The organism is Nonomuraea sp. IBHARD001 (assembly GCF_056106265.1).
On the sequence record NZ_JBWBBW010000002.1, the window covers coordinates 7,173,685 to 7,196,591 of the forward strand.

Annotated in this window: 18 protein-coding genes; 7 read left to right on the forward strand and 11 right to left on the reverse strand. The window is 70.4% G+C overall.

Annotation, left to right across the window (positions count from 1 at the left end; all coding sequences use genetic code 11):
* Positions 1-3: 3 nt before the first annotated feature.
* Positions 4-2,631, reverse strand: coding sequence for a class III lanthionine synthetase LanKC (gene lanKC, locus ACTWNK_RS34240; RefSeq protein ID WP_474309048.1), 2,628 nt, complete (start codon positions 2,629-2,631; stop codon positions 4-6).
* A gap of 214 nt (positions 2,632-2,845) precedes the next feature.
* The gene (locus ACTWNK_RS34245) at positions 2,846-3,961 is read right to left on the reverse strand and encodes a PP2C family protein-serine/threonine phosphatase (RefSeq protein ID WP_474309049.1); all 1,116 of its coding nucleotides are present in this window, start codon (positions 3,959-3,961) and stop codon (positions 2,846-2,848) included.
* 118 nt (positions 3,962-4,079) lie between these two features.
* On the opposite strand from ACTWNK_RS34245, the gene ACTWNK_RS34250 reads away from it, so the two are divergent.
* Positions 4,080-5,309: a GNAT family N-acetyltransferase gene (locus ACTWNK_RS34250; RefSeq protein WP_474309050.1), complete on the forward strand. Its 1,230-nt coding sequence runs from the start codon at positions 4,080-4,082 to the stop codon at positions 5,307-5,309.
* A gap of 442 nt (positions 5,310-5,751) precedes the next feature.
* The gene (locus ACTWNK_RS34255) at positions 5,752-5,961 is read left to right on the forward strand and encodes a hypothetical protein (RefSeq protein WP_474309051.1); all 210 of its coding nucleotides are present in this window, start codon (positions 5,752-5,754) and stop codon (positions 5,959-5,961) included.
* A 605-nt stretch (positions 5,962-6,566) separates the two neighbouring features.
* On the opposite strand, the gene ACTWNK_RS34260 is transcribed toward ACTWNK_RS34255, so the two are convergent.
* Entirely contained in the window at positions 6,567-7,031 is a 465-nt protein-coding gene (locus ACTWNK_RS34260) for a ribose-5-phosphate isomerase (RefSeq protein WP_474309052.1), read from the reverse strand.
* Between the two features lie 107 nt (positions 7,032-7,138).
* Here ACTWNK_RS34260 and def point away from each other — a divergent pair, with 107 nt between their 5' ends.
* On the forward strand, positions 7,139-7,627 hold the full coding sequence (gene def / locus ACTWNK_RS34265; RefSeq protein WP_474309053.1) for a peptide deformylase: 489 nt from the start codon (positions 7,139-7,141) through the stop codon (positions 7,625-7,627).
* A 30-nt stretch (positions 7,628-7,657) separates the two neighbouring features.
* Here the strand turns inward: def and ACTWNK_RS34270 are convergent, their stop codons facing one another.
* Genes ACTWNK_RS34270 through ACTWNK_RS34280 form a run of 3 tightly spaced genes read right to left on the reverse strand, consistent with a single transcriptional unit; the run spans position 7,658 to position 11,090 of the window.
* Positions 7,658-9,061 carry an aldehyde dehydrogenase family protein gene (locus ACTWNK_RS34270; RefSeq protein WP_474309054.1) on the reverse strand — a complete coding sequence of 468 codons (1,404 nt, stop codon included), beginning with the start codon at positions 9,059-9,061 and terminating at the stop codon, positions 7,658-7,660.
* A gap of 26 nt (positions 9,062-9,087) precedes the next feature.
* Entirely contained in the window at positions 9,088-10,443 is a 1,356-nt protein-coding gene (locus tag ACTWNK_RS34275; protein WP_474309055.1) for a DUF2254 domain-containing protein, read from the reverse strand.
* Positions 10,444-10,469: 26 nt separating this feature from the next.
* A complete protein-coding gene (locus tag ACTWNK_RS34280) occupies positions 10,470-11,090 on the reverse strand; it encodes a mycothiol-dependent nitroreductase Rv2466c family protein (RefSeq protein WP_474309056.1) in 621 nt (206 codons plus the stop codon).
* Positions 11,091-11,232: 142 nt separating this feature from the next.
* Between ACTWNK_RS34280 and pepN the strand changes: the two genes are divergently transcribed.
* Positions 11,233-13,800, forward strand: coding sequence for an aminopeptidase N (gene pepN / locus ACTWNK_RS34285; protein ID WP_474309057.1), 2,568 nt, complete (start codon positions 11,233-11,235; stop codon positions 13,798-13,800).
* A gap of 181 nt (positions 13,801-13,981) precedes the next feature.
* The gene (locus ACTWNK_RS34290; protein WP_474311067.1) at positions 13,982-15,307 is read left to right on the forward strand and encodes a serine/threonine-protein kinase; all 1,326 of its coding nucleotides are present in this window, start codon (positions 13,982-13,984) and stop codon (positions 15,305-15,307) included.
* A gap of 10 nt (positions 15,308-15,317) precedes the next feature.
* Here the strand turns inward: ACTWNK_RS34290 and ACTWNK_RS34295 are convergent, their stop codons facing one another.
* Entirely contained in the window at positions 15,318-15,872 is a 555-nt protein-coding gene (locus tag ACTWNK_RS34295; protein ID WP_474309058.1) for a DNRLRE domain-containing protein, read from the reverse strand.
* A 90-nt stretch (positions 15,873-15,962) separates the two neighbouring features.
* Between ACTWNK_RS34295 and ACTWNK_RS34300 the strand changes: the two genes are divergently transcribed.
* Positions 15,963-16,913 (forward strand): hypothetical protein, encoded by a 951-nt coding sequence (locus tag ACTWNK_RS34300; RefSeq protein ID WP_474309059.1) that lies wholly within the window; start codon positions 15,963-15,965, stop codon positions 16,911-16,913.
* A 6-nt stretch (positions 16,914-16,919) separates the two neighbouring features.
* Here ACTWNK_RS34300 and ACTWNK_RS34305 read toward each other — a convergent pair whose 3' ends face one another.
* From ACTWNK_RS34305 to ACTWNK_RS34315, 3 genes are all read right to left on the reverse strand, one after another.
* A complete protein-coding gene (locus ACTWNK_RS34305; RefSeq protein WP_474309060.1) occupies positions 16,920-17,285 on the reverse strand; it encodes a DUF5130 family protein in 366 nt (121 codons plus the stop codon).
* Between the two features lie 5 nt (positions 17,286-17,290).
* Entirely contained in the window at positions 17,291-17,590 is a 300-nt protein-coding gene (locus ACTWNK_RS34310) for a hypothetical protein (protein WP_474309061.1), read from the reverse strand.
* A gap of 104 nt (positions 17,591-17,694) precedes the next feature.
* Entirely contained in the window at positions 17,695-19,101 is a 1,407-nt protein-coding gene (locus ACTWNK_RS34315) for an amidase (protein WP_474309062.1), read from the reverse strand.
* Positions 19,102-19,244: 143 nt separating this feature from the next.
* Here ACTWNK_RS34315 and ACTWNK_RS34320 point away from each other — a divergent pair, with 143 nt between their 5' ends.
* Positions 19,245-20,081, forward strand: coding sequence for a nuclease-related domain-containing protein (locus tag ACTWNK_RS34320; RefSeq protein WP_474309063.1), 837 nt, complete (start codon positions 19,245-19,247; stop codon positions 20,079-20,081).
* Positions 20,082-20,088: 7 nt separating this feature from the next.
* Here the strand turns inward: ACTWNK_RS34320 and ACTWNK_RS34325 are convergent, their stop codons facing one another.
* Complete coding sequence (locus ACTWNK_RS34325) at positions 20,089-22,779, reverse strand: type 1 periplasmic-binding domain-containing protein (protein WP_474309064.1); 2,691 nt, start codon at positions 22,777-22,779, stop codon at positions 20,089-20,091.
* Positions 22,780-22,907 lie beyond the last annotated feature (128 nt).

The window sequence follows — 22,907 nt, forward strand, 5'->3', positions numbered from 1 at the left end:
TCCCTACACCTCCACCGGTGAGAACTCCCGCGCCAGGAAAGGCGCGGATCCGTGTGCCGCCGCCATGCCGAGGAAGGGCAGCGTGGCCTCCTCCTCGTGCAGGGCCGCGCCGACCGCCAGCAGCACACCCGCCGTGCCGGTCGCCAGGTCCATGGACAGGCGCAGCAAGCGCTCGCCGGGGAAGGCCAGATGAGCCTGGTACCTGAGCGCGTGCCAGCCCAGCGCGCCGAACTGCCCCTCCGCACGCGGGTCGGCCTCACCCCAGCCGCCCGCCCGATCCCGGCACAGGTAGGCGAGGATGCCCGCCCTGCCGGTGAACAGCCCCGAGTGCGGACAGAACGGCGAGCCTGCGGCCAGGTCGAGCGCCTTGCGCGCGATGGCGAGCTCCTCGTCGGGACGGTGCCTGAGGTAGTACGACAACACCCAGGCCAGGCCGACGCCGCCGCCACCGAGGCAGGGAGTGGCCCGGCCGCCCTCGTCGACCTGCAGCGAGCCGTCCTCCTGTGTGACGCATCGGCGCAGGTCCTGGCGCAGGGCCAGCTCGGCCAGGTCGAGCAGCCGGGTGTCGCCGAGCCGTTCGAACAGCCGCAGGAACAGCAGCGCGGGCCCCGACGAGCCGTGCATGAGGCCCGCGCGCGGCACGTCGCCGACGCCGCCGAGCCGGGATGCGACCGTCTCGGCGACCTGGAGCGCGGAGATCATCATCTGCCTGTCGCCGTACAGCTCCGACAGGTGCGCCAGGTTGAGCCCGATGCCGGCGAGGCCGCCGTGCAGGTCGGTGCCGAGCCGCTCCCAGCGCCCGCGCGAGGCGACGTCGGCCAGCTCCAGCGCCTCCTCCCGCCGCCCCAGATGGGCGAGAGCGTAGGCGATGCCGTGCAGGCCGTCGTAGAAGCCGAGCCTGCTGCCCTCCCGCGGCCTGCGCACGCGTTCGATCAGCCATTGCTCGTGTTCGGGGTATCGGCCGCAGCCGGTCGTCTCCAGCGCGTAGAGCACGCCGGCCGCGCCGTGGGCCAGGTTGAGCCCGCCGGAGGCGAACTGGGCGATGTCGCCGGGGAACAGGCGGTCGTCGCGTTCGGGTGTGGCCGAGGCCAGGATCGCCATCGACATCGACCTGCGCAGCCGGTGCCAGCGTTCGGGGTCGGGCAGGGTCGAGGAGTACCACGCCGGGATGTGCGCGCCCGGCACCCGCTTGGCCCGCCTGCCACCGGTGATGACCTGGACGGCCTCGTCGAGGAAGGCGTCGGGCACGGGAAAGGCGTCTCGGATCGTGTCGGCGAGCTCGGCCGCCTTGTACCTGTCGATGAGCAGCAGCTCCGTCACCGGCAGGAACACGGCCAGACGCAGGCAGGCCAGCGCGTGCCTGTCGATGTCGGTCCCCGTGACGCCCTTGGGCGCGGCGAACCCCGGACGGGCACGCCCGCTCGGCGTCGCCCCCTCGGTCGGGGCCGCCACGCCGAAGCCGACAAGGGCGACGCGACCGTCCGGGCGCACGATCAGGCCTGCCGGGTGCACGTCGCCGAACACATAGCCGCGTTCGTGCAGCTGCGCGAGCGCCTGCTCGGCCTCCGCGCACACGCGCATCGCCCAGTCGGCGTATCCCGCGCGCTCCTGCTTCGGCCGTCGCACCGCCTGCGCGTACCGCTCGGCGAGCATCCGGTCGAGCGGTACGCCTTCGATGTGCTCCATGGCCAGGAAGTGCCGCCCGCCCACGCCGTGCCTGCCGATCAGCCTGGGTACGACGTCCAGCCCGTCGAGCGCGGCCAGGACGTCACGCTCCCGGCCGTGCCCCGCGTCCTTGAGCACCACACGCCCGCCGGTGCGCTCGTCGGTGGCCAGGTAGACGGCACCGCTCGCGTGGGGGAGGACGCTGGTGATGGAGTACGGCAGGGCGGGGGCGGCTTTGGCTGCGGCTTCGGCCTCAGGCGCGGCTACGGCTTCGGCCAGGGCTTCAGCTGCGGGAACGGCCTTGGCTTCGGATGCGACTACGGCCTTGAGATCAACCGTGGTCACGGAACGGGCCTTGACGTCAACCGTGGTCACTGAACGGATGCGCAGGAATCCGGGCGCATCAACGGCGACTCCCTCACGCTCGGGGTCGGCGACGCCGCCGTAGCGGACGCGGAGTACGCCGTGCCCGATGCGCAGGTCGCCCAGCACGCACGGCTCCGCCTCGGGATCGAGTAGGCCACCGAGCTCGGTGAGCGTGCGCTCGAACCGCTGCTCGTCCGGAAATATCGCGACAAGCTCGCCCCCGACCTCCCCGGCCTTCCCGGCCTCCCGGTCGACGCCTCCCGCATTACGTACATGCAGAACGTGCTTTCCTCGGAGAAAAGCGAAAGCAATCCCCTGGCTGCCGCAATAACGCCAGACCTCGTCGACAATTCGCTCGGCCGCGCCGGGAGCAGCCGAGACACGAATCGTCCAGCCCAGCTCAGGAAGCGTTACATCGAGCGGCCGATGCACGACCCAGTCGCCGCACTCACCCCTGCTCCAGCCTGCGGCCTGCGCCCGGCCTGCCTGCTCGAAGTCGAGCCCGGCAGCGGCTCCCTCACGCTGCCCCGGCTGACGAACAAGCGGCGAGTCATAGAAGAGCGGATCGGCAAGACAGTAGAGTTCGTACTGTTTATCCACGATATTTCTACTCCTTTCCGCTCGTGTACGGAGCTCTTCGGATTTCTTGCGGTTGGCTGTATTGAGAATCGCAGGCCACCACCACCGTCGCCAGTGAGCACCTTCACGACAAGTACATGAACGACTACACAGGGTCACCCATGTGATTCGTCACGATCCGCACACCGGCCCGCACAACCGCGCAGGCCCCAAGGCCGACCGGCAGGAGAAGGCGTCAGGGACGCCAGATGAGAACGAGCGCACAGTCGTCGTTGTGCCCGGCCGACATCGAGTTGACCAGCGCACGAGCCCCGTCGCGGAACCCGGACGGCAGCAGACGCTCGGCCTCGCCGAGCAGCCGGTCGAGGCCGGCGTCGATGTCACGGCCGGGCTGCTCGATCAGGCCGTCGGTGTAGAGCATCAGCGCGTCGCCCTTGCGCAGCACACCGCTGTCGGGCTCGCAGTGCAGGTCGGGCACCACGCCGAGCACGACGCCCTTGGCCGTGGCGATCTGCCAGTTGCCCGTGCCCGAGTCGAACTTCACCACCGGCGGATGCCCAGCCGAGGTGATCGTGTAGTCGCCCGTCCGCAGATTGAGCCTGACGTGCACGGCCGTGACGAACCCCTCGTCGCCGCGCTGCCTGTGCAGGTACGTGTTGCAGGCGGGCAGGAAGTCGTCGACCGAGCCGAGCAGCCCGCCGAACGTGCCCGACAGCAACAACGCCCTGGTGCCCGCGTCGACGCCCTTGCCTGACACGTCGACGAGGGCGATCTCCACCATCTCCTCCTGGCGCATCGACACCAGGAAGTCGCCGCCGAAGGAGGAGCCGCCCGCCTGCTTGAGCACCACCTTGGCGCCCCAGTCCTTGGGCAGCGGCGGGAGCTCGCCCTGACTCTTGAGCCGATCGCGCAACTCCAGCAGCATCGCGTCGCCGCGCAACCCCTGCACGCCCAGCTTGCCCCGGGTACGCGCCATGAGCACGGCCAGCACGGTGGTGAACCCGATCGTCACCATCAGTCCCACGCCGATCGCGCCCAGTCCTCGGACCGCTCCAACGTAGACGAGTGCGACGATCACCGCCACGAGCAGTTTGGCCAGGCTGCGCAGCCGTAACTGCAGGCCACCCACAAGGGTCACCAGGACGAGCAGCGAAGGCGAGAACCACTCGATGTCCACGCGCGCCCCGAGCCCGCCGATGAGCAGGGCGAGCAGGCTGAGCGTGATGAGCAGATTGCGGTCGCGGGCCAGCGGCCCTCTGCGCAGGAACCTGACGACGGGCACGAGACCCGGCACCCGTACCAAGAGCGCACGGAGCCCCGGAGGGATCAGCGGCGCCGGACGGGAACTCATGATGGCCCCGACTGTATCGGTCTATCCCGCCTTTGGGCAGCCCACTTGACCAACGCCTTGATCATTAAACAGGGATATTGGATGGCCGTTCCCCTTTGCCCGCTCCTACCCTGGAGGGATGACCTACCCGATCCGTCCGATCTCGACCGATGAGTGGCCTGCTTACAGCGCGGTACTCGGCGAAGCCTTCAACTGGACCCTGGCCCCCGAACAGAACGAACGCCACAAGGCGGGCACCGAGTACGACCGCACCCTGGCCGCCTTCGACGGCGACCTCATCGTCGGCGTCACCGGCATCGACACCTTCAGGATGGCCGTGCCCGGCGGCCCCATCCCGGTCGCGGGCGTCACGGCGGTCAGCGTCCTGCCCTCACACCGTCGGCGCGGCATCCTGTCGTCGCTGATGCGCCGCCAGCTCTCCGACATCCGCGAACGCGGCGAGTCCATCGCCGCCCTCTACGCCTCGGAAGCCGGCATTTACGGACGCTTCGGGTACGGCAGAGCCGCCGACGAGCTGTCCTTCCGCATCCCCAAGCACGGCTCGGCCTTCGTCAGGAACGCCCCGCACGACCCCGCCCTCCGGCTGCGCGTGGTCAAACCGGCCGACGCCAGAGCCGAGTACGAGGCGCTGTTCGCCGCCGTCGCCGCCGACAGGCCCGGCCGCTACGAGCGCAACAAGGGCTTCTGGGACGCCGTGCTCGGCGACGCCGAATACGACCAGCACGGCAACGGCAACCTCCGCTCGATCCTCGCCGAAGACGACCAGGGCGTACGCGGCTACGCCCTGTTCCGCGTCAAGCCCGGCTGGGACGAGAACGGCGTGCCCAACGGCGAACTCAAACTCAACGAGCTGCACGCCAAGGATCCCGCCGCATACGCCGCCCTGTGGCGCAGCGTCCTGGACCGCGACCTCGTCTCGCTCATCACCGCGGGCAGCCGTCCCGTCGACGACCCCCTGCTCGACCTTCTCGCCGAACCTCGCCAGGTCAACGCCCGATGGGGCGACGAACTGTGGATCCGAGTCGTCGACGTCGAGCAAGGCCTGGCCGCGAGGTCCTACGCCGCCCCCGTGGACGTGGTCCTGGAACTCGACGACGACATCTGCCCCTGGAACACCGGCCGCTGGCGCCTGTCCGCCGACACGACATCGGCAACCTGCAAGCGAACCGAGGAGCCCGCCGACATCTCCCTGCCCGTGAGCGCCCTCGGCGCCGCCTACCTCGGACGGGCCGGTCTGGGCGCCGTCCAGGCGGCCGGGCTGCTCCAGGAGCACACCGAGGGCGCCGTGCGCACCCTGGACACAGCCATGACCTGGAACCCGAAGCCTTGGGCGGGGTTGGTGTTCTGACACCTGGCGACGGTGCCCGAGAACGCCGCCGACTCCCCTGCGCGGGCGCGGCGCTGACGACTGTCGTCATTTGCCGGGCGCTCTGAAGGCCCTTCTCACGGAATGCGCCACTCCTCCAACGACACCTCGCATCACGAACGCGTGGCCGTGGTTGACGTCTGCCGCATTCCGTTGGTCGCTTCATGAGTCCCCAGCGGAATGAGCAGCCCCGCCATCGCCCCTTCGCGCGACCTGAACGAACGTGGCGCTGCGCCTGACGCTCACCGCATTCCGTTGGGCTGCTGAACGAGTTCCCAGCGGGATGGGGGCCGCCCGCCCAATGACAACGGCTCGCGCGGTGCCTGCGCGAGTGCGGCTCTGTGGTTGACGCATGGTTCCGGGTACTCAAAGGCAGAGCGACTGGGGAGGGGCGTTTCGGGCGAGGGTGTTCTAGGGTGACGGTATGGCACTGCAGAGCTTGCAGATCACGGCGATCACCGCGATGCGCGCACGCGACGTCTCCCGCCCAACCGTGGAGCAGCAGGACGCCGCCGACCGCCGTCCCTTGCGCGACGAGTCCCCCAAACGCGACCCCAAGCCCAAGCCCCTCCCCCACCGCGACCGCCCCACGCCTCCCCCACCGTGCCCTCGACCCGCACCGCCGCCTTCGTAGGGCACGGGTGTCGTCGTAGGGAGTTGTGTCGTCGTAGGGGGTTAGGGAGTCGCCGCCGGGTCAGGCGGCGGCCGTCCGGGCTCGCGACGCGCGCCTGGGGCTTATCGTGCTGGCCCCAGGAATTGTCCGCTTCCGGACATCACCTGTCTCGGGCCTTCATCGTCCACGTCCGCAAGCCGTGCGCTTCCGAAAGCCGCCCACATCCGGGCCTTCACAGCCCGGCCGATGCGGCGTCGTCGCCCTGGCCTTTTCCTCAAGCCCCCATCGTTTTCCTCAAGCCCCCATCGCATGACACATCGCCGCCCCTCGGACTCCTCGCACCGACCGCACGATGCGCCCTCCTGATCCCCTCAGGCCCGGATGCGTGACACGCCGCCCTGGTCTCGCCAAGCCCGACCGCAGAACACGCCGCTTTCGTCTCGCCAAGCCCGATCACCTAACGCGTCGACGCCTCGGGTTCTCACACCCGACCACACTCCACGCCCCCACACCCCCGACGTCCCCCCGCCCAGCCGAAGTCCCGCTGGAGAAGCGTGATGGACGGCGGCCAGGCGGTGACCACGGTGGGCTGGGGATGGCCTGCCGTGAAGGAACGTAAAGGAGGGCTACAGCGGGGGAAGCTGGCCGATGGTTTCGTAGGTTTCCAGTTGGGCGATGCGGCGGCTGTGGCGGGCGGCACCGGAGTACGGGGTGGCGAGGAAGACGGAGACGAAGCGGGTGGCGTCGTCCTGGGGGTGCATGCGGGCGCCGAGGGAGATGATGTTGGCGTTGTTGTGTTCGCGGGCGAGTTGGGCGGTTTCGTCGCTCCAGGCGAGGGCGGCACGGATGCCCTTGACCTTGTTCGCGGCGATCTGCTCGCCGTTGCCCGAGCCGCCGATGACGATTCCCAGGCTGCCGGAGTCGCCCGCGACGCCCTCGGCGGCGCGCAGGACGAAGGCGGGATAGTCGTCCTCGGCGTCGTAGACGAAGGGACCGGAGTCGATGACCTCGTGGCCTTGGTCCTTCAACCAGGTGACGAGGTGGTTCTTCAGCTCATAGCCGGCATGGTCGGCACCGATGTAGACGCGCACGACCCCAGTTTCGCAGGTCTTGATGGCACGATGGACCGCGACCCGGGATAAAGTAATGGGCGCAAATCCTTACCAGCCCTTACATCACGTCGAGGAGAAGAGCGCTCATGCGTGAGATCCGATTCATCGGCGACCCGGTTCTGCGCACGCCCGCCGAGCCCGTCGCCGAGTTCGACCGCGATCTGCGCCGCCTGATCGACGAGATGTTCACGCACATGTACAACGCCGACGGCGTCGGTCTGGCCGGCCCGCAGATCGGCGTGTCGCGACGGCTGTTCGTCTACGACTGCAGCGGGCGCAAGGGGCACGTGGTCAACCCCACGCTGACCGTCGACGACGACGCGGTCGTGCTCGACGAGGAGGGCTGCCTGTCGGTGCCCTCGCGCGAGACCATGCGCCCGCTGTACGCGCCCACGCCCAGGGCGGCGGGCGTGAGCGTCACCGGGTTCGACAAGCTGGGACGCCCGGTCAGGCTGAAGGCGCGCGGCCTGCTCGCCCGCTGCTTCCAGCACGAGGTCGACCACCTCGACGGCATGTTGTACGTCGACAGGCTGGCCAAGGACGCCGCACGTCAGGTCCTCCTGCAGACCCCCTGAACCGCGGCGGACCCCTGAACCGCGGAAGGCTCACAGCTGCAGGGACTTGACCTCCTGGTACTCCCGCAGGCCGTGCTCGCCGAGCTCTCTGCCGACGCCGGACTGCTTGTACCCGCCGAAGGGCGCCATCGGGTTGAACGCACCCCCGTTGATCGCCACCTGGCCGGTGCGCAGCCGTTTGGCCACCGCGACGGCCCGTTCGGCGCTCCCCGCCCACACCGCGCCGGACAGGCCGTACCTGGTGCCGTTGGCGATGCGCACGGCGTCGTCCTCGCGGGTGTAGGGGATCATCACGAGCACGGGGCCGAATATCTCCTCCTGCTCGATCGCCATGCCGTGCTCGACCCCGGCGAACACGGTCGGCTCGACGTAGTACCCGCGTTCGTGCGGCCGGTCGGTGCCGCCCACGATGAGCCTGGCGCCTTCCTCCTGCCCCCTGTTGACGAAGCGCACGACACGCTCGCGCTGGGCGGCCGACACCAGCGGGCCGAGCCTGGTGGCGGCGTCGAAGGGGTCGCCCACGACGTACTCGCGCGCGGCCTGGCCCGCCAGGCGCACGGCCTCGTCGTACTGGTCGCGGTGCACGATCATGCGGCTGAGCGCCGAGCAGGTCTGACCGCTGTTGAGGAAGGCGCCCGCCACGCCCGCCCTGACGGCCGCCTCCAGATCGGCGTCGGGCAGCACGAGCGCCGCGGACTTGCCGCCGAGTTCGAGCGTCAGCCGCTTGACGCTCTCGGCCGCCAGCGCGGCGACCCTGCGCCCGGCCTTGGTGGAGCCGCTGAAGGAGACCATGTCCACCTCGGGATGAGCCGCGATGGCCTCCCCGACGACCGGCCCGTTGCCGCTGACCAGGTTGAACACCCCGGGCGGCAGCCCGATCTCGTGCAGGACCTCGGCCAGCGCGTAGGCGGCGAGCGGCGCGATCTCGCTGGGTTTGAGCACGACCGTGCACCCGGCGGCCAGGGCCGGAGCCACCTTGCAGACGATCTGGTGCAGCGGGTAGTTCCACGGCGTGATCGCCCCGACCACCCCGACCGGCTCCTTGAGCACGACCGAGTTGCCGACACGGCTCTCGCGCGGATGGCTCTCGGCGAGCTGGGCGTATGAGGTGAGCACACCGATCGGCATCAGCGTGTGCACGTCGAGCGCGAACGCGATCGGCGCTCCCATGTCGGTGGCGATGGTCGCCGCGATCTGGTTGGCCCGCTCGGTCAGCAGCCCGGCGGCGGCGGCGAGGAACTTGCCCCGCTCGGCCGGAGCCGTGCCCGACCAGGCCTCGAAGGCGCCCCGCGCGGCCGCGACCGCCGCCTCCACATCGCCCGGCGAACCTGCGGGCACCCTGTCCACGACCTCTTCGGTCGCGGGATTGACGACGTCGACCCCTTCACGCGATACCGAAGCCGTCCACGCCCCGTTGACGTACAGCTGGCGCATGTCCCCCATCCTTGCGCGCCTGCCGGTCACCTGACGAGGGCACGGCGCATGACACGGTGGGCCTGCTCGACCGCCCGCACGTCGCTCTCGGTGCGTACGTGCGCCACCGCGGTGGCCAGGACCCGATCACCTTCTGCCAGAAGGGTACGGCGAAGCGCCGCCGTTAGCGGGAGATGCCCCAAATCCTGAAAAACTCGAAGGATTCTCACAAGCACCGCCGCATTGTCCTGAGCCGAAAGCCTGATCGTCGCGAACGAACGCTCGGCGAGCGCCGCCGTGTCGGTGCGCCAGGTGACCAGCCGTAGCCGCCCACGCCTGTCGAGATGCCCTTCGGCCGCCTCCGGAATGGGAATGAGCAACCGGAATGCCTCGCCGAGCCATTCGACACAGGCCAGTCCGGTATTGGTGTCGTTGATGGCCGCCGACATGGCCCGCAGGGCGATCTCCACAATGCGATTGACCGGCCCGATCACCGTCGATCCGGTGCGCGGCAACGGGCACAGCGTGATCCACCGGTCGAAGGCCCTGACCTCGCGCCTGCCGAGCGTCACGACCTCCGGCCGGCCCGGCCCGGCGCACACGGTGGCGATCGGCGTGCCCTGGATGACGAAGGAGCCGGGCTGCCTGGCCAGGGTGACGACGACGTCCCGCCTGGCCGCCCATCGCACGAGGCGTCCGGCCGACACACGGTCCAGGTACCCGGTCCTGGCGGCGAGCACGGGCACACCCGGCCTGGCGGGGGCCTCGACCGGCACGCCTTCGAAGTCGCGGTGCAGCAGTTGGGAGGTCTCGCGGATGAGTCTGGGCAGCACGACCGGGATGCGTACCTCGCTCACCACGGCCTGGACGAACAGCACCAGCATGACCAGGCAGGCCCCGGTGAGCAATTGCGTGACCAGCAGGCCGAGCGCGGGGGTGTAGACGCCCCTGCTCATCGAGCTGACCATGCGGTTGCCGAAGATCCAGGTGCCCAGATAGAGGCCGATGGTGAGCTGGACCACCCGGTTGCGCAGGAAGTCGCCGATGAGGCGTGGACCGAGCTGGGAGGAGGCGAGCTGGACGGCGACGAGTGTGAGCGACAGCAGCAGGGCGATCGTGGCGATGAGCGCGCTGGTCAGGGTGGACAGGCTGCTCTTGACGCCGTCCTTGAAGTCGGCGAGCTCCTCGGGATCGGCCGGAAGGTCGAGCTCCCTGAGCTCGTCGGTCGTGAACAGCTCGTACAGGCCGCTGGTCTGCAGCCACTGTTCGAGGTCCTCCGTCAGCCTGGCCGCCACGTAGGCGAGCAGCATCATCAGCAGCGGGACGAACCAGATGGTGTCCCGCATCCGCTCGCCGCGCGGCTTCAGCGACAGGTAGGCGCCGATCCCCCCGAATTGCCCCACCGGGGGGATCTACCCACGTCAGAGGCCTAGTCGAACATCGGCGGCCGGGAACGCGAGCGCTTGAGCTCGAAGAAGGAGTCGAAGCTGGCCACGGTCTTGACGCCGTCCCAGAGCCGCCCGGCGTCCTCGCCCTTGGGCGCGGGGGTGAGCACGGGCCCGAAGAACGCGACGCCCTCGACGGCGATCACCGGGGTGCCGACCTCCTGGCCGACCCGGTCGATGCCGTCGTTGTGGGAGGCGCGCACGGCGGCGTCGTACTCCTCCGACTCCATGGCCGAGACGAGGCCGCGGTCGAGGCCCGCGGCTTCGAGGGCGTCGGCGACCGTGCCTTCGAGGTCGTCGAGCCGCTGGATGGCGCCCTGGGTGTGGAAGCGGGTGCCGAGTTCGGTGTAGAGACGCCCCACGACCTCGTCTCCGTACTTGTCGGCCGCCGCGGCGACGACGCGGACCGGGCCGATCGCCCTGGCGATCAGCTCACGGTAGGCCTCGGGGACCTCCTTGTCCTCGTTGAGCACGTTCAGGCTCATGATGTGCCAGCGCGGCGTGATGGGCCGGACCTTCTCCACTTCCAGCAGCCAGCGGGAAGTGATCCAGGCATAGGGGCAGAACGGGTCGAACCAGAGGTCTACGGGTGTGCGCTCTGTCATATGTCGGCTTCCTCATTCGTGACGACCTTGCCGTGGGCCATAACCTGGGTGAGAGTCATGCCTATTCCGGGAAACGAAATCGGTTTGCCCGGACATGGGAGGATTTGGTCATCCCCGACGTTGTGGTTGATAGGAGCGGATCTTGGCAGGGAACCTGACCCGTGACGAGGCTCGTGAGCGGGCCCGGCTGTTGAAGGTCGAGTCGTACGCGGTCGAACTTGATCTCACCGAGGGTGACGAACAGTTCGAAAGCGTGACGACCGTCCGCTTCAGCGCCACGGAGCCGGGCGCGACGACCTTCATCGATCTGCACGGCGCACACGTGCGGTCGGTGACGCTCAACGGCGCCGAGCTCGACGTCACGACCTACGACGAGGCGAAGGGGCGCTTCCCGCTGCCCGGCCTCGCCGCCGACAACGAGCTACGGGTCGACGCCGACGCCGCCTACATGCGCACCGGCGAGGGCCTGCACCGTTTCGTCGACCCGGTCGACCAGAAGGTGTACCTGCACAGCCAGTTCGAGACCGCCGACGCGCACCGCATGTACGCGTGCTTCGACCAGCCCGACCTCAAGGCCACCTTCGAGCTCACCGTGCTCGCCCCGGCCGAGTGGGAGGTCGTCTCCAACGCCGCGCCCGACACCGTCGACGAGCTGGAGGCGCACGAGGGCAGGCACGGCCTGCTCCAGGCGGCCAAGCGCTGGCACTTCCCCGCCACGCCGGTCATCTCCACCTACATCACCGCACTCGTCGCCGGCCCGTACTTCAAGGTCACCGCCGAGCACGACGGCATCCCGCTGGGGGTGTACTGCCGGGCCTCGCTCGGGGAGTACCTCGACGCCGACAACATCCTGGAGATCACCAGGCAGGGCTTCGACTTCTTCCACAAGGTGTTCGGCGTCCGCTACCCGTTCGGCAAGTACGACCAGCTGTTCGTGCCGGAGTTCAACGCGGGCGCGATGGAGAACGCCGGATGCGTGACCTTCCTCGAGGACTACGTCTTCCGCTCCCGCGTGACCGACGCCGTCGTCGAGCGCAGGGCCGAGACGATCCTGCACGAGATGGCGCACATGTGGTTCGGCGACCTGGTCACCATGCGCTGGTGGGACGACCTGTGGCTCAACGAGTCGTTCGCCACCTACGCCTCCGTGCTGTGCCAGGCCGAGGCCACCCGCTGGGGTCAGGGCTCGTGGACGACGTTCGCCAATGTGGAGAAGGCCTGGGCCTACCGCCAGGACCAGCTGCCCTCCACCCACCCGATCGCCGCCGACATCCCCGACATGCAGGCCGTCGAGGTCAACTTCGACGGCATCACCTACGCCAAGGGCGCGAGCGTGCTCAAGCAGCTCGTCGCCTATGTGGGCCTGGACAACTTCCTGGCCGGCGTACGCGACTACTTCAACGAGCACGCCTGGGGCAACACCGAGCTCAAGGACCTGCTCACCGCACTTGAGCGCACCTCGGGCCGCGACCTGTCGTCGTGGTCGAAGGAGTGGCTGGAGACCTCCTGGGTCAACACGCTGCGCCCGTCGTTCACCCTCGACGCCGACGGCCGCTTCGCCTCGTTCGAGGTGCTGCAGGAGGCGCCCGCCGACTACCCGACCCTGCGCTCGCACCGCATCGCGATCGGCCTGTACTCGCGGGTCGACGGTGTGCTGCGCCGTACCAAGCGGGTCGAACTGGACGTCGTGGGAGCGCGCACTGCGGTCACCGCGCTGGTCGGCGAGACGCAGCCGGACCTCGTACTGATCAACGACGACGACCTGACCTACGCCAAGATCCGGCTGGACGAGCGCTCGCTGGCCACGCTGGTCGACGGCGGCATCACCGAGTTCGAGGACTCGCTGCCGCGTGCGCTGTGCTGGTCGGCCGCCTGGGACATGACGCGTGACGCCGAGCTCGCCACGCGCGACTACGTCAAGCTCGTGGCCTCGGGCATCGGCTCGGTCTCCGACATCACCGTCACCCAGACCGTGCTGCGCCAGGCCCGTCAGGCGCTGCAGCAGTACGCCGACCCGGCCTGGCGCCCGCAGGGCTTCGCGCTGCTGTCGGCGACGCTGCGCGAGCTTCTCGGCTCGGCCGAGGCCGGGTCGGACCACCAGCTCGCCTATGTCAACGCCTTCGCCGCCGGCGCGACGACGGCCGAGGACCTGTCGCTGGTCAAGGCCATCCTGGACGGCGAGGCCGTGCCGCAGGGCCTCAGCGTCGACACCGACCTGCGCTGGACGCTGACCCACGCGCTGGTCTCGGGCGGTGTGCTCGGCGGCGCCGACATCGACGCCGAGCTCGCCCGCGACGCCACCGCGGGCGGCGAGCGCTCGGCGGCCATGTGCAGGGCGGCCATCCCGACCGCCGAGGGCAAGGAGGCGGCCTGGGCCGCGATCACCGGCGGCAAGCTGGCCAACGCCATCTTCCGTGCGACGATCGGCGGCTTCCAGGACGCCCACCACGTCAACCTGCTGCAGCCGTTCAAGGAGCGCTACTTCGCCGAGGTCGGCCGCGTCTACAAGGAGTGGACGTTCGACGCGGCGCAGAGCTTCGCCGTCGGGTGCTACCCCTCGCTGGTCATCGACCCGCTGACGGTCGCCGAGACGCAGGACCTGATCGCGGCCTCGCAGCCGCCGCAGGCCCTGCGCAGGATGTTGCTCGAAGGGGCGGACGGCATCGGCCGTGCGCTCAGGGCCAGGGCCAAGGACGCCTCGCACGCCTAGCCCCCGCAGCTCTCGGCAAGCCCCCGCAGGGCCGGTCCCCGCGGGGGCTTGCCGCGTTTACCGTCACGCCTTGTCATGTTCACACGGTGTAACGTCGTGGTCACAGATTTGTGTCATCCACCCCTCGGTCCCGAAGCCCCGGTGTTAGCCTCGACCAAGGGCCTAGCCAGGGGGTTTGCAGGTGCTCGATGCGGGGACCAGGCTCAACGACCGCTACCTGCTGCAGGGCAGGCTCGGCGGCGGCGGCATGGGCGAGGTGTGGCGGGCCGAGGACACCGTGCTCGGTCGCACGGTCGCGGTCAAGGTGCTGCTCGCGGCCCTGATGGAGGACCCCAGGTTCGCACTCAGGTTCCAGCACGAGGCACGTGCGATGGCCACCCTGCGCCACCGGGGCGTCGTCGACGTCTACGACTACGGGTCGTGCTCGCTCGGCGAGGGGCGCGAGGTCAGCTTCCTGGTCATGGAGTATGTCGAGGGCGACTCGCTCGACCGGCTGCTGCGCGACGATGTGCTCGCTCCCACGGCCACCATGCGACTGGTCGCCGATGTGGCCGACGCCCTGGCCGCCGCACACGCGCAGGGCATCGTGCACCGTGACGTCAAACCGGCCAATCTGATGGTCAGGGCGGGCGGCGGGGTGGCGCTGACCGACTTCGGCATCTCGCGCTCGGTCGCGGGCGACCAGCTCACCGCGACCGGCATGATGGTGTGCACGGTCGGCTACTGCGCGCCCGAGCAGGCCACGGCCGGTGAGCCGAGCGCCGCCGTCGACGTCTACGCGCTCGGCGTCGTCGCCTACCAGTGCCTGACCGGACGGCTGCCCTTCGACGGCGACACGCCGATCCAGATCATCTACAAGCATCTCAACGCCCCGCTTCCGCCGCTGCCGCCCGAGGTGCCGGCCGCCGTGCGCCATGTCGTGGCCAAGGCGCTGGAGAAGGACCCGCACAAGCGGTGGGAGTCGGCCGCGCTGATGGCGCAGGCGGCCAGGCAGGCCGTCGAGTCGCCCGAGGTCGCGCCCGGCGCCGAGCGCTCCTTCCGGGTGCGGCGCCGTGCGCTCACGGTGTCGGTGAGCGTGGTCGTCGCCGTGCTGGCGACCGTGGCCGCCCTGGTCGTCGTGCTGGTCAGGCCCGAGATCATCACGGTCATCGTGCCCGGTCAGCGCGCCGTGCAGCCGATCGCCGAGACCAGCGTGCCCACGGCGGGCACGACCGAGCCCGGCGCCAGGCCCGGCCGACCGGTGCAGCCGCAGCAGATCGGCGTCTCGGCCGCGCCGAGCGCCGGGCAGACGAAGGGCCCGGCGCCGACGACCTCGCCCCGCGGTCCGAAGGCGACGCCGTCGGCGAGTCCCACTCCGGCGCCGAGCGAGCCGCCGACGAAGGAGCCCGCGCACGGCACCCCTTCGCCTCAGCAGCCCTCGCCCGATCCGGCCGAGCCCACGCCCGAGCCGCCCACCCAGGAGCCGACGCCCGAGCCCACCGTGTCACCGGCGTCGGCCGAAGGTTGAGGGGCGTCCGTCACTCGTGGGTGATCACCAGGATGGGAGCGTGCTCACCGGTCTCGGACGAGGCGAACCTCTTCCAGCCGAAGGTGTCCTTCTCGTCGCTCGCCCTGATGCCGACATAGCCGGTCTGGGCCCTGGTGTCGGCCCAGGCCTGCACCACCTCGCGCAGGTCGGCCTCCACCCAGCCGTCGGCGCAGCCCTCGCCGTACCCTGTGGTGGCGTCGGAGACCTCGTGCGGGTCGGTGAGCGCCGGGCCGGGCCAGCGGGTGGCGGAGGAGACCTGGGCGGTCGTCCAGACCTGCCAGGCGCGGGGCTGACACGACCAGGAGTGGTGGTTCCACAGCTTGAGCGTGGCCGAGGTGATCTTCTTGCCGGCGAGCGCGGTGGTGTCCCACGCCAGGAAGGAGCGGAGCACGTTCTCCCCGTTGAAGCCGATCTTCAGCTCGCGGGCGGTGGAGTGGTCCCTCGTGCTCCCTTCCTGGACGAAGGCGTCGTAGGTCGGCCTCAGCTCGACGGTGCTGTCCACGGGAGCGAGCAGCGCCAGGGCCGCGAGCGCAGTGATCATCATGAGCCGAGCGTAGGCACACGGTCACGGGGACGATATCGGCAGACACACCGGCTTTCCCTCGCCGTGAGCTCGTCGTGAGAGAGTGATCACGTGGAATCGACCCGCGACCTGTACGTCGCCCTCGCCCGCAGGTACGCGTTCGCCGACCTCGGCGCGCTCGCACCGACCGAGGAGGTGGCGCTGGTGTGCGAGTTCGGCCAGCGGGTGCTGTCGCTCGACGCCGAGGACTTCGCCGCCGAGGCCAAGGCCGTGCCGAGCGACATCAAGCGCAGGGCACGCGCGTGCAGCATGCCGCAGACCCCGCGCGAGCAGCCGCGCGGGGCCCTGGAGTCGCTCAGGCCCGCCTACGCGCTGCTTCTTGAGGTGATCGCCATCCGGTGGCACCGCAGGGAGCTCAGCCCGATGATCGCGGCCGTGCACATCGCCAGCGAGTACCTCCCGCTGCTCGCCTTCGAGCCGCAGCTCGGCCATGCGGGCGACCCGGCGCGCTGGCCCGCCGGGCTCAGCGCCGAAGGCAGCAGGTTCGGCGTCATCGGCGAGCGCGAGTGCGACCACACCAAGTCCGAGCAGTCGGCCACCAACCGCACGCTCAGGGTCGCCGGTGAGCCCGCCGAAGGCTGGCGCGCCTACTTCGACCGCCAGCACAGCCAGGTCGCCGGAGCCCTGGCCGTCTGCGTGGCCACCTGCCGTACCCCGTGCACCGCCATGGACTGGATCCCCGCCGACCCCCGCGCCCGCCTCGGCGTCCGCGCCCGCACGGCCCTGGCCTTCGCCGAGACCCCCCTGGTACGGCTACGCCACGCGGCCCCCGTCGGCCACGGATTCGGCGTGCCCTCGCCCGAGGAGGTGCTCGACGCCTGGCAGCGCAGCCGTTCGGCGCTCGACAAGAACCCGGTGGGCGCCAAGGCACGGGTGGAAGACGGGTTCCCGCTGCCCGGTCTGGCCTCGCTGTTCTCCGCCGTCGCCGACGCGCCGATCGCGCCGTCCGCCCTGCTCGCCGACATCAGCGCGCACGTCGCCAAGCTCCTGCTGGAGACCTGAACCTCCTCACGCGGTCGATGCGCGCGCCTGTCCCACCAGGGCGGCGATGCCGTGCAGCAGGCCGCCGACGAGGTCGCCCGAGCTGAACGCGGTGGCCATCGACATGGCGGCCAGCCTGCACGCGCCGTCGGGCAGCCTGCGCCTCGCGCCCTCGCCGGTGACGAGTTCGAGCGCCCTGCTCGACGGGTCCACATAGACCAGCACCGCGTGCGCGGACTCCTCGTCCATCGCCGCGTGCAGCCGTTCGGCGTAGTGCCGTCTGGGACCGGGCGGCGGGCCGACATAGACGGCGAAACGCAGGCCCGTACGGCGTTCGGCGCGTAGCAGTGCGGCCCTGATCTCGTCGGCCTGGCCCGGGGTCATCGTGCGCATCGCGGTCACCATCCCCCCGAGGCGCCGCCGGTGTGCCCGCCCGGTTCGGCGGTCGCCGCCCGCTCGGGCCAGTCGACGTCGGGCACACGCGCCCAGTGCGCCCTGCGCTCGGTCAGGACCAGGCGCGAGGTGCTCACGCCGTGCTCGCTGCGGCCCGGACCGCCGAGCCAGACCACACCGGAGGGCGTTTCGCCCGCTCCGTCCCCGCCTCTGCGGCCCGGCAGCAGGACGAACAGGGCGATCAGCAGCGACAGGCCCACCGCCGCCCCGACGAGCAGGCCGAGAATCTCCAGCGCGCTGTCCACACCAGGAACGTAAACCCGCATTCCGCGCTCGGCCAGACCTCAATGCGCTTTCACCACACAGCAGGCCGTCGTTCGCGGGCCGGCAGCGTGGCCTCCTCGGGCCTTCACCACACAGCAGGCCGTCGTTCGCCCCAGAAGCCGCCACACGCGGCCTCGATCTGGGCCGAGAGCTCGATCAGGGTGGCCTCGCCGCCCATCCGGCCGGCCAGCATGACGCCGATCGGCAGGCCTTCGTCGCTCCAGTGCAGGGGCAGGTTCACGGCGGGCTGGCCGGTGATGTTGTACATCGCGGGGAAGGGCGCGAACTCCTTCATGCGCTCGAACGTCTCCGACGGGTCCCGGACGTCCTCGAACCAGCCGACGGGGACAGGCGGCCGTGTGACGGTCGGGGTGAGCACGGCGTCGTAGGCGTCGGTCACCAGCAGGGCGAAGCGCGTGGCCAGTTGCAGCGCCGACTGGGCCTGCAGGAAGGTCGGCGCGGGCGTGGCGAACCCGCGTTCGCGCAGCCAGGCGGTGAGCGGGCGCAGCCGGTCCTGCCGGTCGAGCGCGACCGGGTGCATGCAGGAGAAGGCGAACCACAGGTGCTCGAACTGCGGCACCAGGTCGGCGCCGAACGGCGGGTCGATCTCCTCGACGTCGTGGCCGAGCGACTCCAGCGTCTTGGTCGCGTACTCGTAGGCGGCCAGCACGTCCGGATGCAGGGCGCTGCCCTCGACGACGGGACGGCTGTAGCGCGCCACACGCAGCCGGCCGGGGTCCCTGCCGACGTGCTCGCGGAAGGTGCCCTCGTGCCGGGGCGCGAGGTAGAGGTCGCCCGGGTTGTTGTGCGCCATGACGTCGAGCAGTGCGGCGGCGTCGGCGACGGTCCTGGCCAGCGGCCCGTTGGTGGACAGTCCGGCGAGGTCGGGGATGACCGGGGCGAAGCTGATCCTGCCCCTGCTCGGCTTGATCCCGAACAGGCCGCAGACCGAGGCGGGGATGCGGATGGAGCCGGCGCCGTCGCTGCCCTGCGCCGCGGGCGCCAGCCCGGCCGCCACCGCGGCTGCGGCCCCGCCGCTCGACCCGCCCGCCGAGCGCGTCAGGTCCCACGGGGTACGCGTGGGAGGCGCGATCGCGGTCTCGGTGTAGCACGGCATGCCGAACTCGGGTGTCGCGGTCTTGCCGAGCATGATCGTGCCGGCGTCGCGCAGCCGTTCCACGACGCTGTCGTCGACCGGTGCGACGAAGCCGTCGTAGGTGGCCGAGCCGAACGAGATCGGCACGCCTTTGACCAGGTTGAGATCCTTGATCGGGATCGGCACGCCGTACAGGGGGCCCTCGGGGGTGCCGCGTTCGAGGTCGCGGGCCTGGGCCAGGGCGCGGTCGGCGGTGACGGTGACGTACGCGCCGATCTCGGGGTCGAGGCTTTCGATGCGGCTCAGATAGTGCTGGGTGATCTCGACGGGTGACAGTTCCCCGCGTCGCACGGCTTCCGCCTGGTCACATGCGGTGAGATCATGAATTTGCGCCACTCACGCCACAGTAGCCCGAGTTATCTAGAGAGGAAAGGAATAGATACCCGAAAATGGGGCGGGCACACCGATGGGCTGGGCCATAAAAGTATGGACTACCTAACACTAGGCATCCCCGGAAAAGCTCAGCTACCGTGAGTCACGTGGACTCCGGGCAGCAGCGCGAAGACGGTAACAACGCGTCACCGATCTGGGTGAGCGACAGGCCAGAGGTGACCGAAGAGGAGCGCCATGAGCGCCCCTCCCCCGCCGCGACCTCGTCCTACGCCCCGATCGAACGCGCCAACCTGCGCGCCCTCGTGATGGAGCCGAAGTATCGGCATCTGCGGGTGCGGGCGCTGATCGCCGTGGCCGGAGGCATCCTGGCCGGCATTCTGCTGTCGGACGTGCGCTGGGGTCTGACCGGCGCGGTGCTGGCGGCCATCGCCGACACGGTCTACCGCAACCGCTCCTCCTCCACCGTGCCCGCGTGGCGGCGTTCCTCGGTGGCCGAGCGGCGCACCGAGCAGCAGCTCAGGAAGTTGCAGCGCAGCGGTTACCGCACCCTGCACGCGCGTGCCATTCCCGGCAGCGAGGCGCAGATCGACCATCTCGTCATCGGCCCGACCGGTGTCTACGCGGTCGACTCCGAGAAGTGGGACAAGCGCCTGCCCGTGCGCGTCGTGTCGGGCAAGAAGCTCTTCCACGGCCCGTTTGACATGAAGGGCCGCCTCACCGAGGCGCGCTGGGAAGCCGCGCAGGCCAGCGAGCTGATGACCAAGGCGTTCGGCCGTGAGGTCACGGTCGTGCCTTCGCTGGCCATCTACGGGCCGCAGGTGCCGTGGAAGATCATGACGATCCGCGAGGTCGACGTCTACGACGGCGCCCGCGCCCGCAAGTGGATCACCAAGCGCGAGCGGGCGCTGACCGAGGAAGAGATCGACAAGCTCTACGACATCGCCGCCCAGGTCCTGCCGCCGCGCTACGGCGAGAGCGACTGACCGCCCGTCAGGCCGGTTCCCTGACGCCCGCGCACCAGGCCGGCTCCTGACGCCGGTCGGCATGGGTGCCGCAGAAGCCGAGTTCGACCGGCTGGCGCCCGTTCTCGATGCGCAGCACGGTCACCGGCTTGTTGAGCGGCACCTGGCGTGACAGGTCGCCGCCGAAGTCCACCACGCCCGTCGCGCCTTCGAGCGCGCCCTGGCCCTGCAGCGTGGTCAGCTGACGCCACACCGCGCCCGGCGAGACCGGCACCGGGTGCGAGCCGCCGCGCAGCCGCTGCACGGCGGTGATCATCGTCCTGGTCGCGTCGTGGGCGAGCGCCGCGTGCCCGTCGAGCGAGCGCCCCTGCCCGTTCGTCCGGCACTCGAAGGGGAACAGGCGATACAGCGGCCCGTAGAAGGCGTCGGGCACGTCGGCGCTGCACCGCTCGGGCGCCACCGCGAACGACTGGAACGAGAACGACACCTTCGGAATCCTGCTCACCAGCTGCCGATCGGCGACGTACCTGGTCACGTCATCACCCCCCAGGATGTACGGCTCCGCCGCCGAGCACGTGTCGGCCACACCGGACAGGAAGTCCTTGAAGTCCGGAATGCCGCGCCCGGCGAAGTACACGAGCCCGCCGAACCCGCAGGCGTCGCGCCCGGCCGCCTTCGCATCGCCCACGACCGGGCCGGCCAGCTCCTTGACCGGGCCGGACGGCCGGAAGGCGCTCTCCTCGACGCTCCAGCCCGCCTCGGTGAAGGAGGCGGCCACGTCCTGTCTGAGGTTGTCGGCGTACTCGTCCTCGGCGTCGCCCGAGAAGTACACGTGCACCGCCTTGTCCGACAGGCCGGCCTGGCCCTTGGCGTACAGGTCCTGGGCGAAGGCCGCCGCGACCTTGGCCTGACGGGCGTTCTGCGGGGCCACCTGGTAGAACAGCGGCGACTGGGCGATCAGCGTGTCGGCCGACAGCGTCGAGGCCACCATGGGCCAGCCCGCCCTGCCCAGGGCCACGACGGCGTCCATCGTGGGCTTCCTGCTCTGGTCGAGGCCGACGATGCCGACCAGCGGCGCCTCGCCCTCACGGTAGCGTTCGAGCAGCGGCGGCAGGTCGTCGCCGTACTGCATCTGGCCGCCGCCGTTGGCGATGATGATGCGCACGATGGGCTCGGTCTGCGCGGTCTCCTCCAGCTGGCGGCGCTGGGCGACGGCGACGCCCTCCAGGCCCTCGCGTGCCGCCGACAGGTCGTCCTCTCGCGTCTGCGACGACAGCGCGGCCACATAGGCGATGGTGACGTAGGGGCGTTCGGCGTCACTTTCGTGCAGGCTGCCGGCGAGCCGGTTCTGCTCGTGGATGACGGCCTGGACCTGGGCCATCGTCCGGTTGTCCGCCTGGAAGCTGAAGTGCTCGTCGCCGATGCCCACGCACTCGCCGTCCAGCAGTTCCCTGCCGCTGTCGGCCCACGGCGTCCACAGGCCGCTCGCGCAGTGGTCGCGGTTCCAGGCGTGGGTCTGGCCCAGGTAGGAGGCGACGCCGCACACGAGGAGCAGCATGAGCAGCGCCGCGGCCGGTCTGGTCGACCACAGCGGCACGCGCCTGGCCGGAGGCACCCACGGCCGGTGCGACACCGGGTCGAGCTCGCCGATCGTCTCGGGAAGCGCGGGCGCCTGGAGCACGACGGGTGTCTCCAGCACCTCCAGCGGGTCCTTGGCCGACACCAGTGCCCTGCGCCATCGGATGACCGCCCAGAGCTGGCCGCCGCTGAGATCGGCCACACCGGGCACGGCGCCGTACCTGGCCACCACCAGCGGCACGAACCTGCCGTGCCCGGCCCGCCTGCGCTCGACGAGCAGCTCGCTCAGCCGCTCCCCCGTGTCGTCGAGCAGCACCAGCGGGTAGAAGATGCGACTGCCGCCCAGCAGGAACGGAAAGCGCCTGCGATAGGCCCTGCGCAGGTCGTCACAGAAGGCGTCGACAAGCAGCCTGTCCGCGTACGGCGCCGCCGCGTTCATCAGGTGCGCACGCTGGGCCAGGGACCTGATCCGGCCGAGCTCCGGCTGGTCGGCCGTCGCCCTGCGCAGCCATCGGAACCTGCCGCCGATGCCGGGCACCAGGCCGGACATGCGCATCGCGTGCAGCAGGCCGGGCAGCAGGCGCAGCACCCACAGCAGCGGTCCTGGCAGCGGCGATCCGCCTTCGGCCGCGCCCTGCGTGCCGCCGACGAACCTGCTCCAGCCGGGATCGGCCGAGCGCAGCAGCTCACGTGCGGCCTGCGCGCTCCACTGCCCGCCGTACGGGGGCTCGTGCGGGTCGGTGCCCGCCTCCCACGGCGTGCGGCGCAGCACCGACTGGGCCAGCCACAGGCGCGGGAAGCGTATGCCCTGGCGTTCGAGGTCGGCGGCGACGAGCGCGAGCAGGTCGGCGACGGAGGCGTCGGCGGGGGGCGAGGGGTGCGAGCGCGGGATGCCGGGCGAGATGACGCCCTTGGCCCGGTCGGCCAGGACCTCGGGCCAGCCTCGCGCGTCCTTGACGTAGACGGTCGGCAGGCCCTGGCGGCGGCTGTGCTCACGGCTGTCCCTGGGCACGTGCGGCGAGTCCTGCACGCCTTCTCCACGGGCCGGGCGGCGGCAGAGCCGGTCGACGGTGTGGATGAAGTTGCCGACGCCGTCGCTGACCGGCTCCCAGCCGTGGTCGTGCATGTGACCGTTGGGCATGGCAGATCTGTAGCAGGACATAACGGATCTTGTCAGTGCCTTGACCGGAAATCCGTACTACCGGAAGTCCGCCGACTGGACAGCTGTCTCAGCTGCCGGGCGATGGTCGTACCATGGGAAGCTCATCG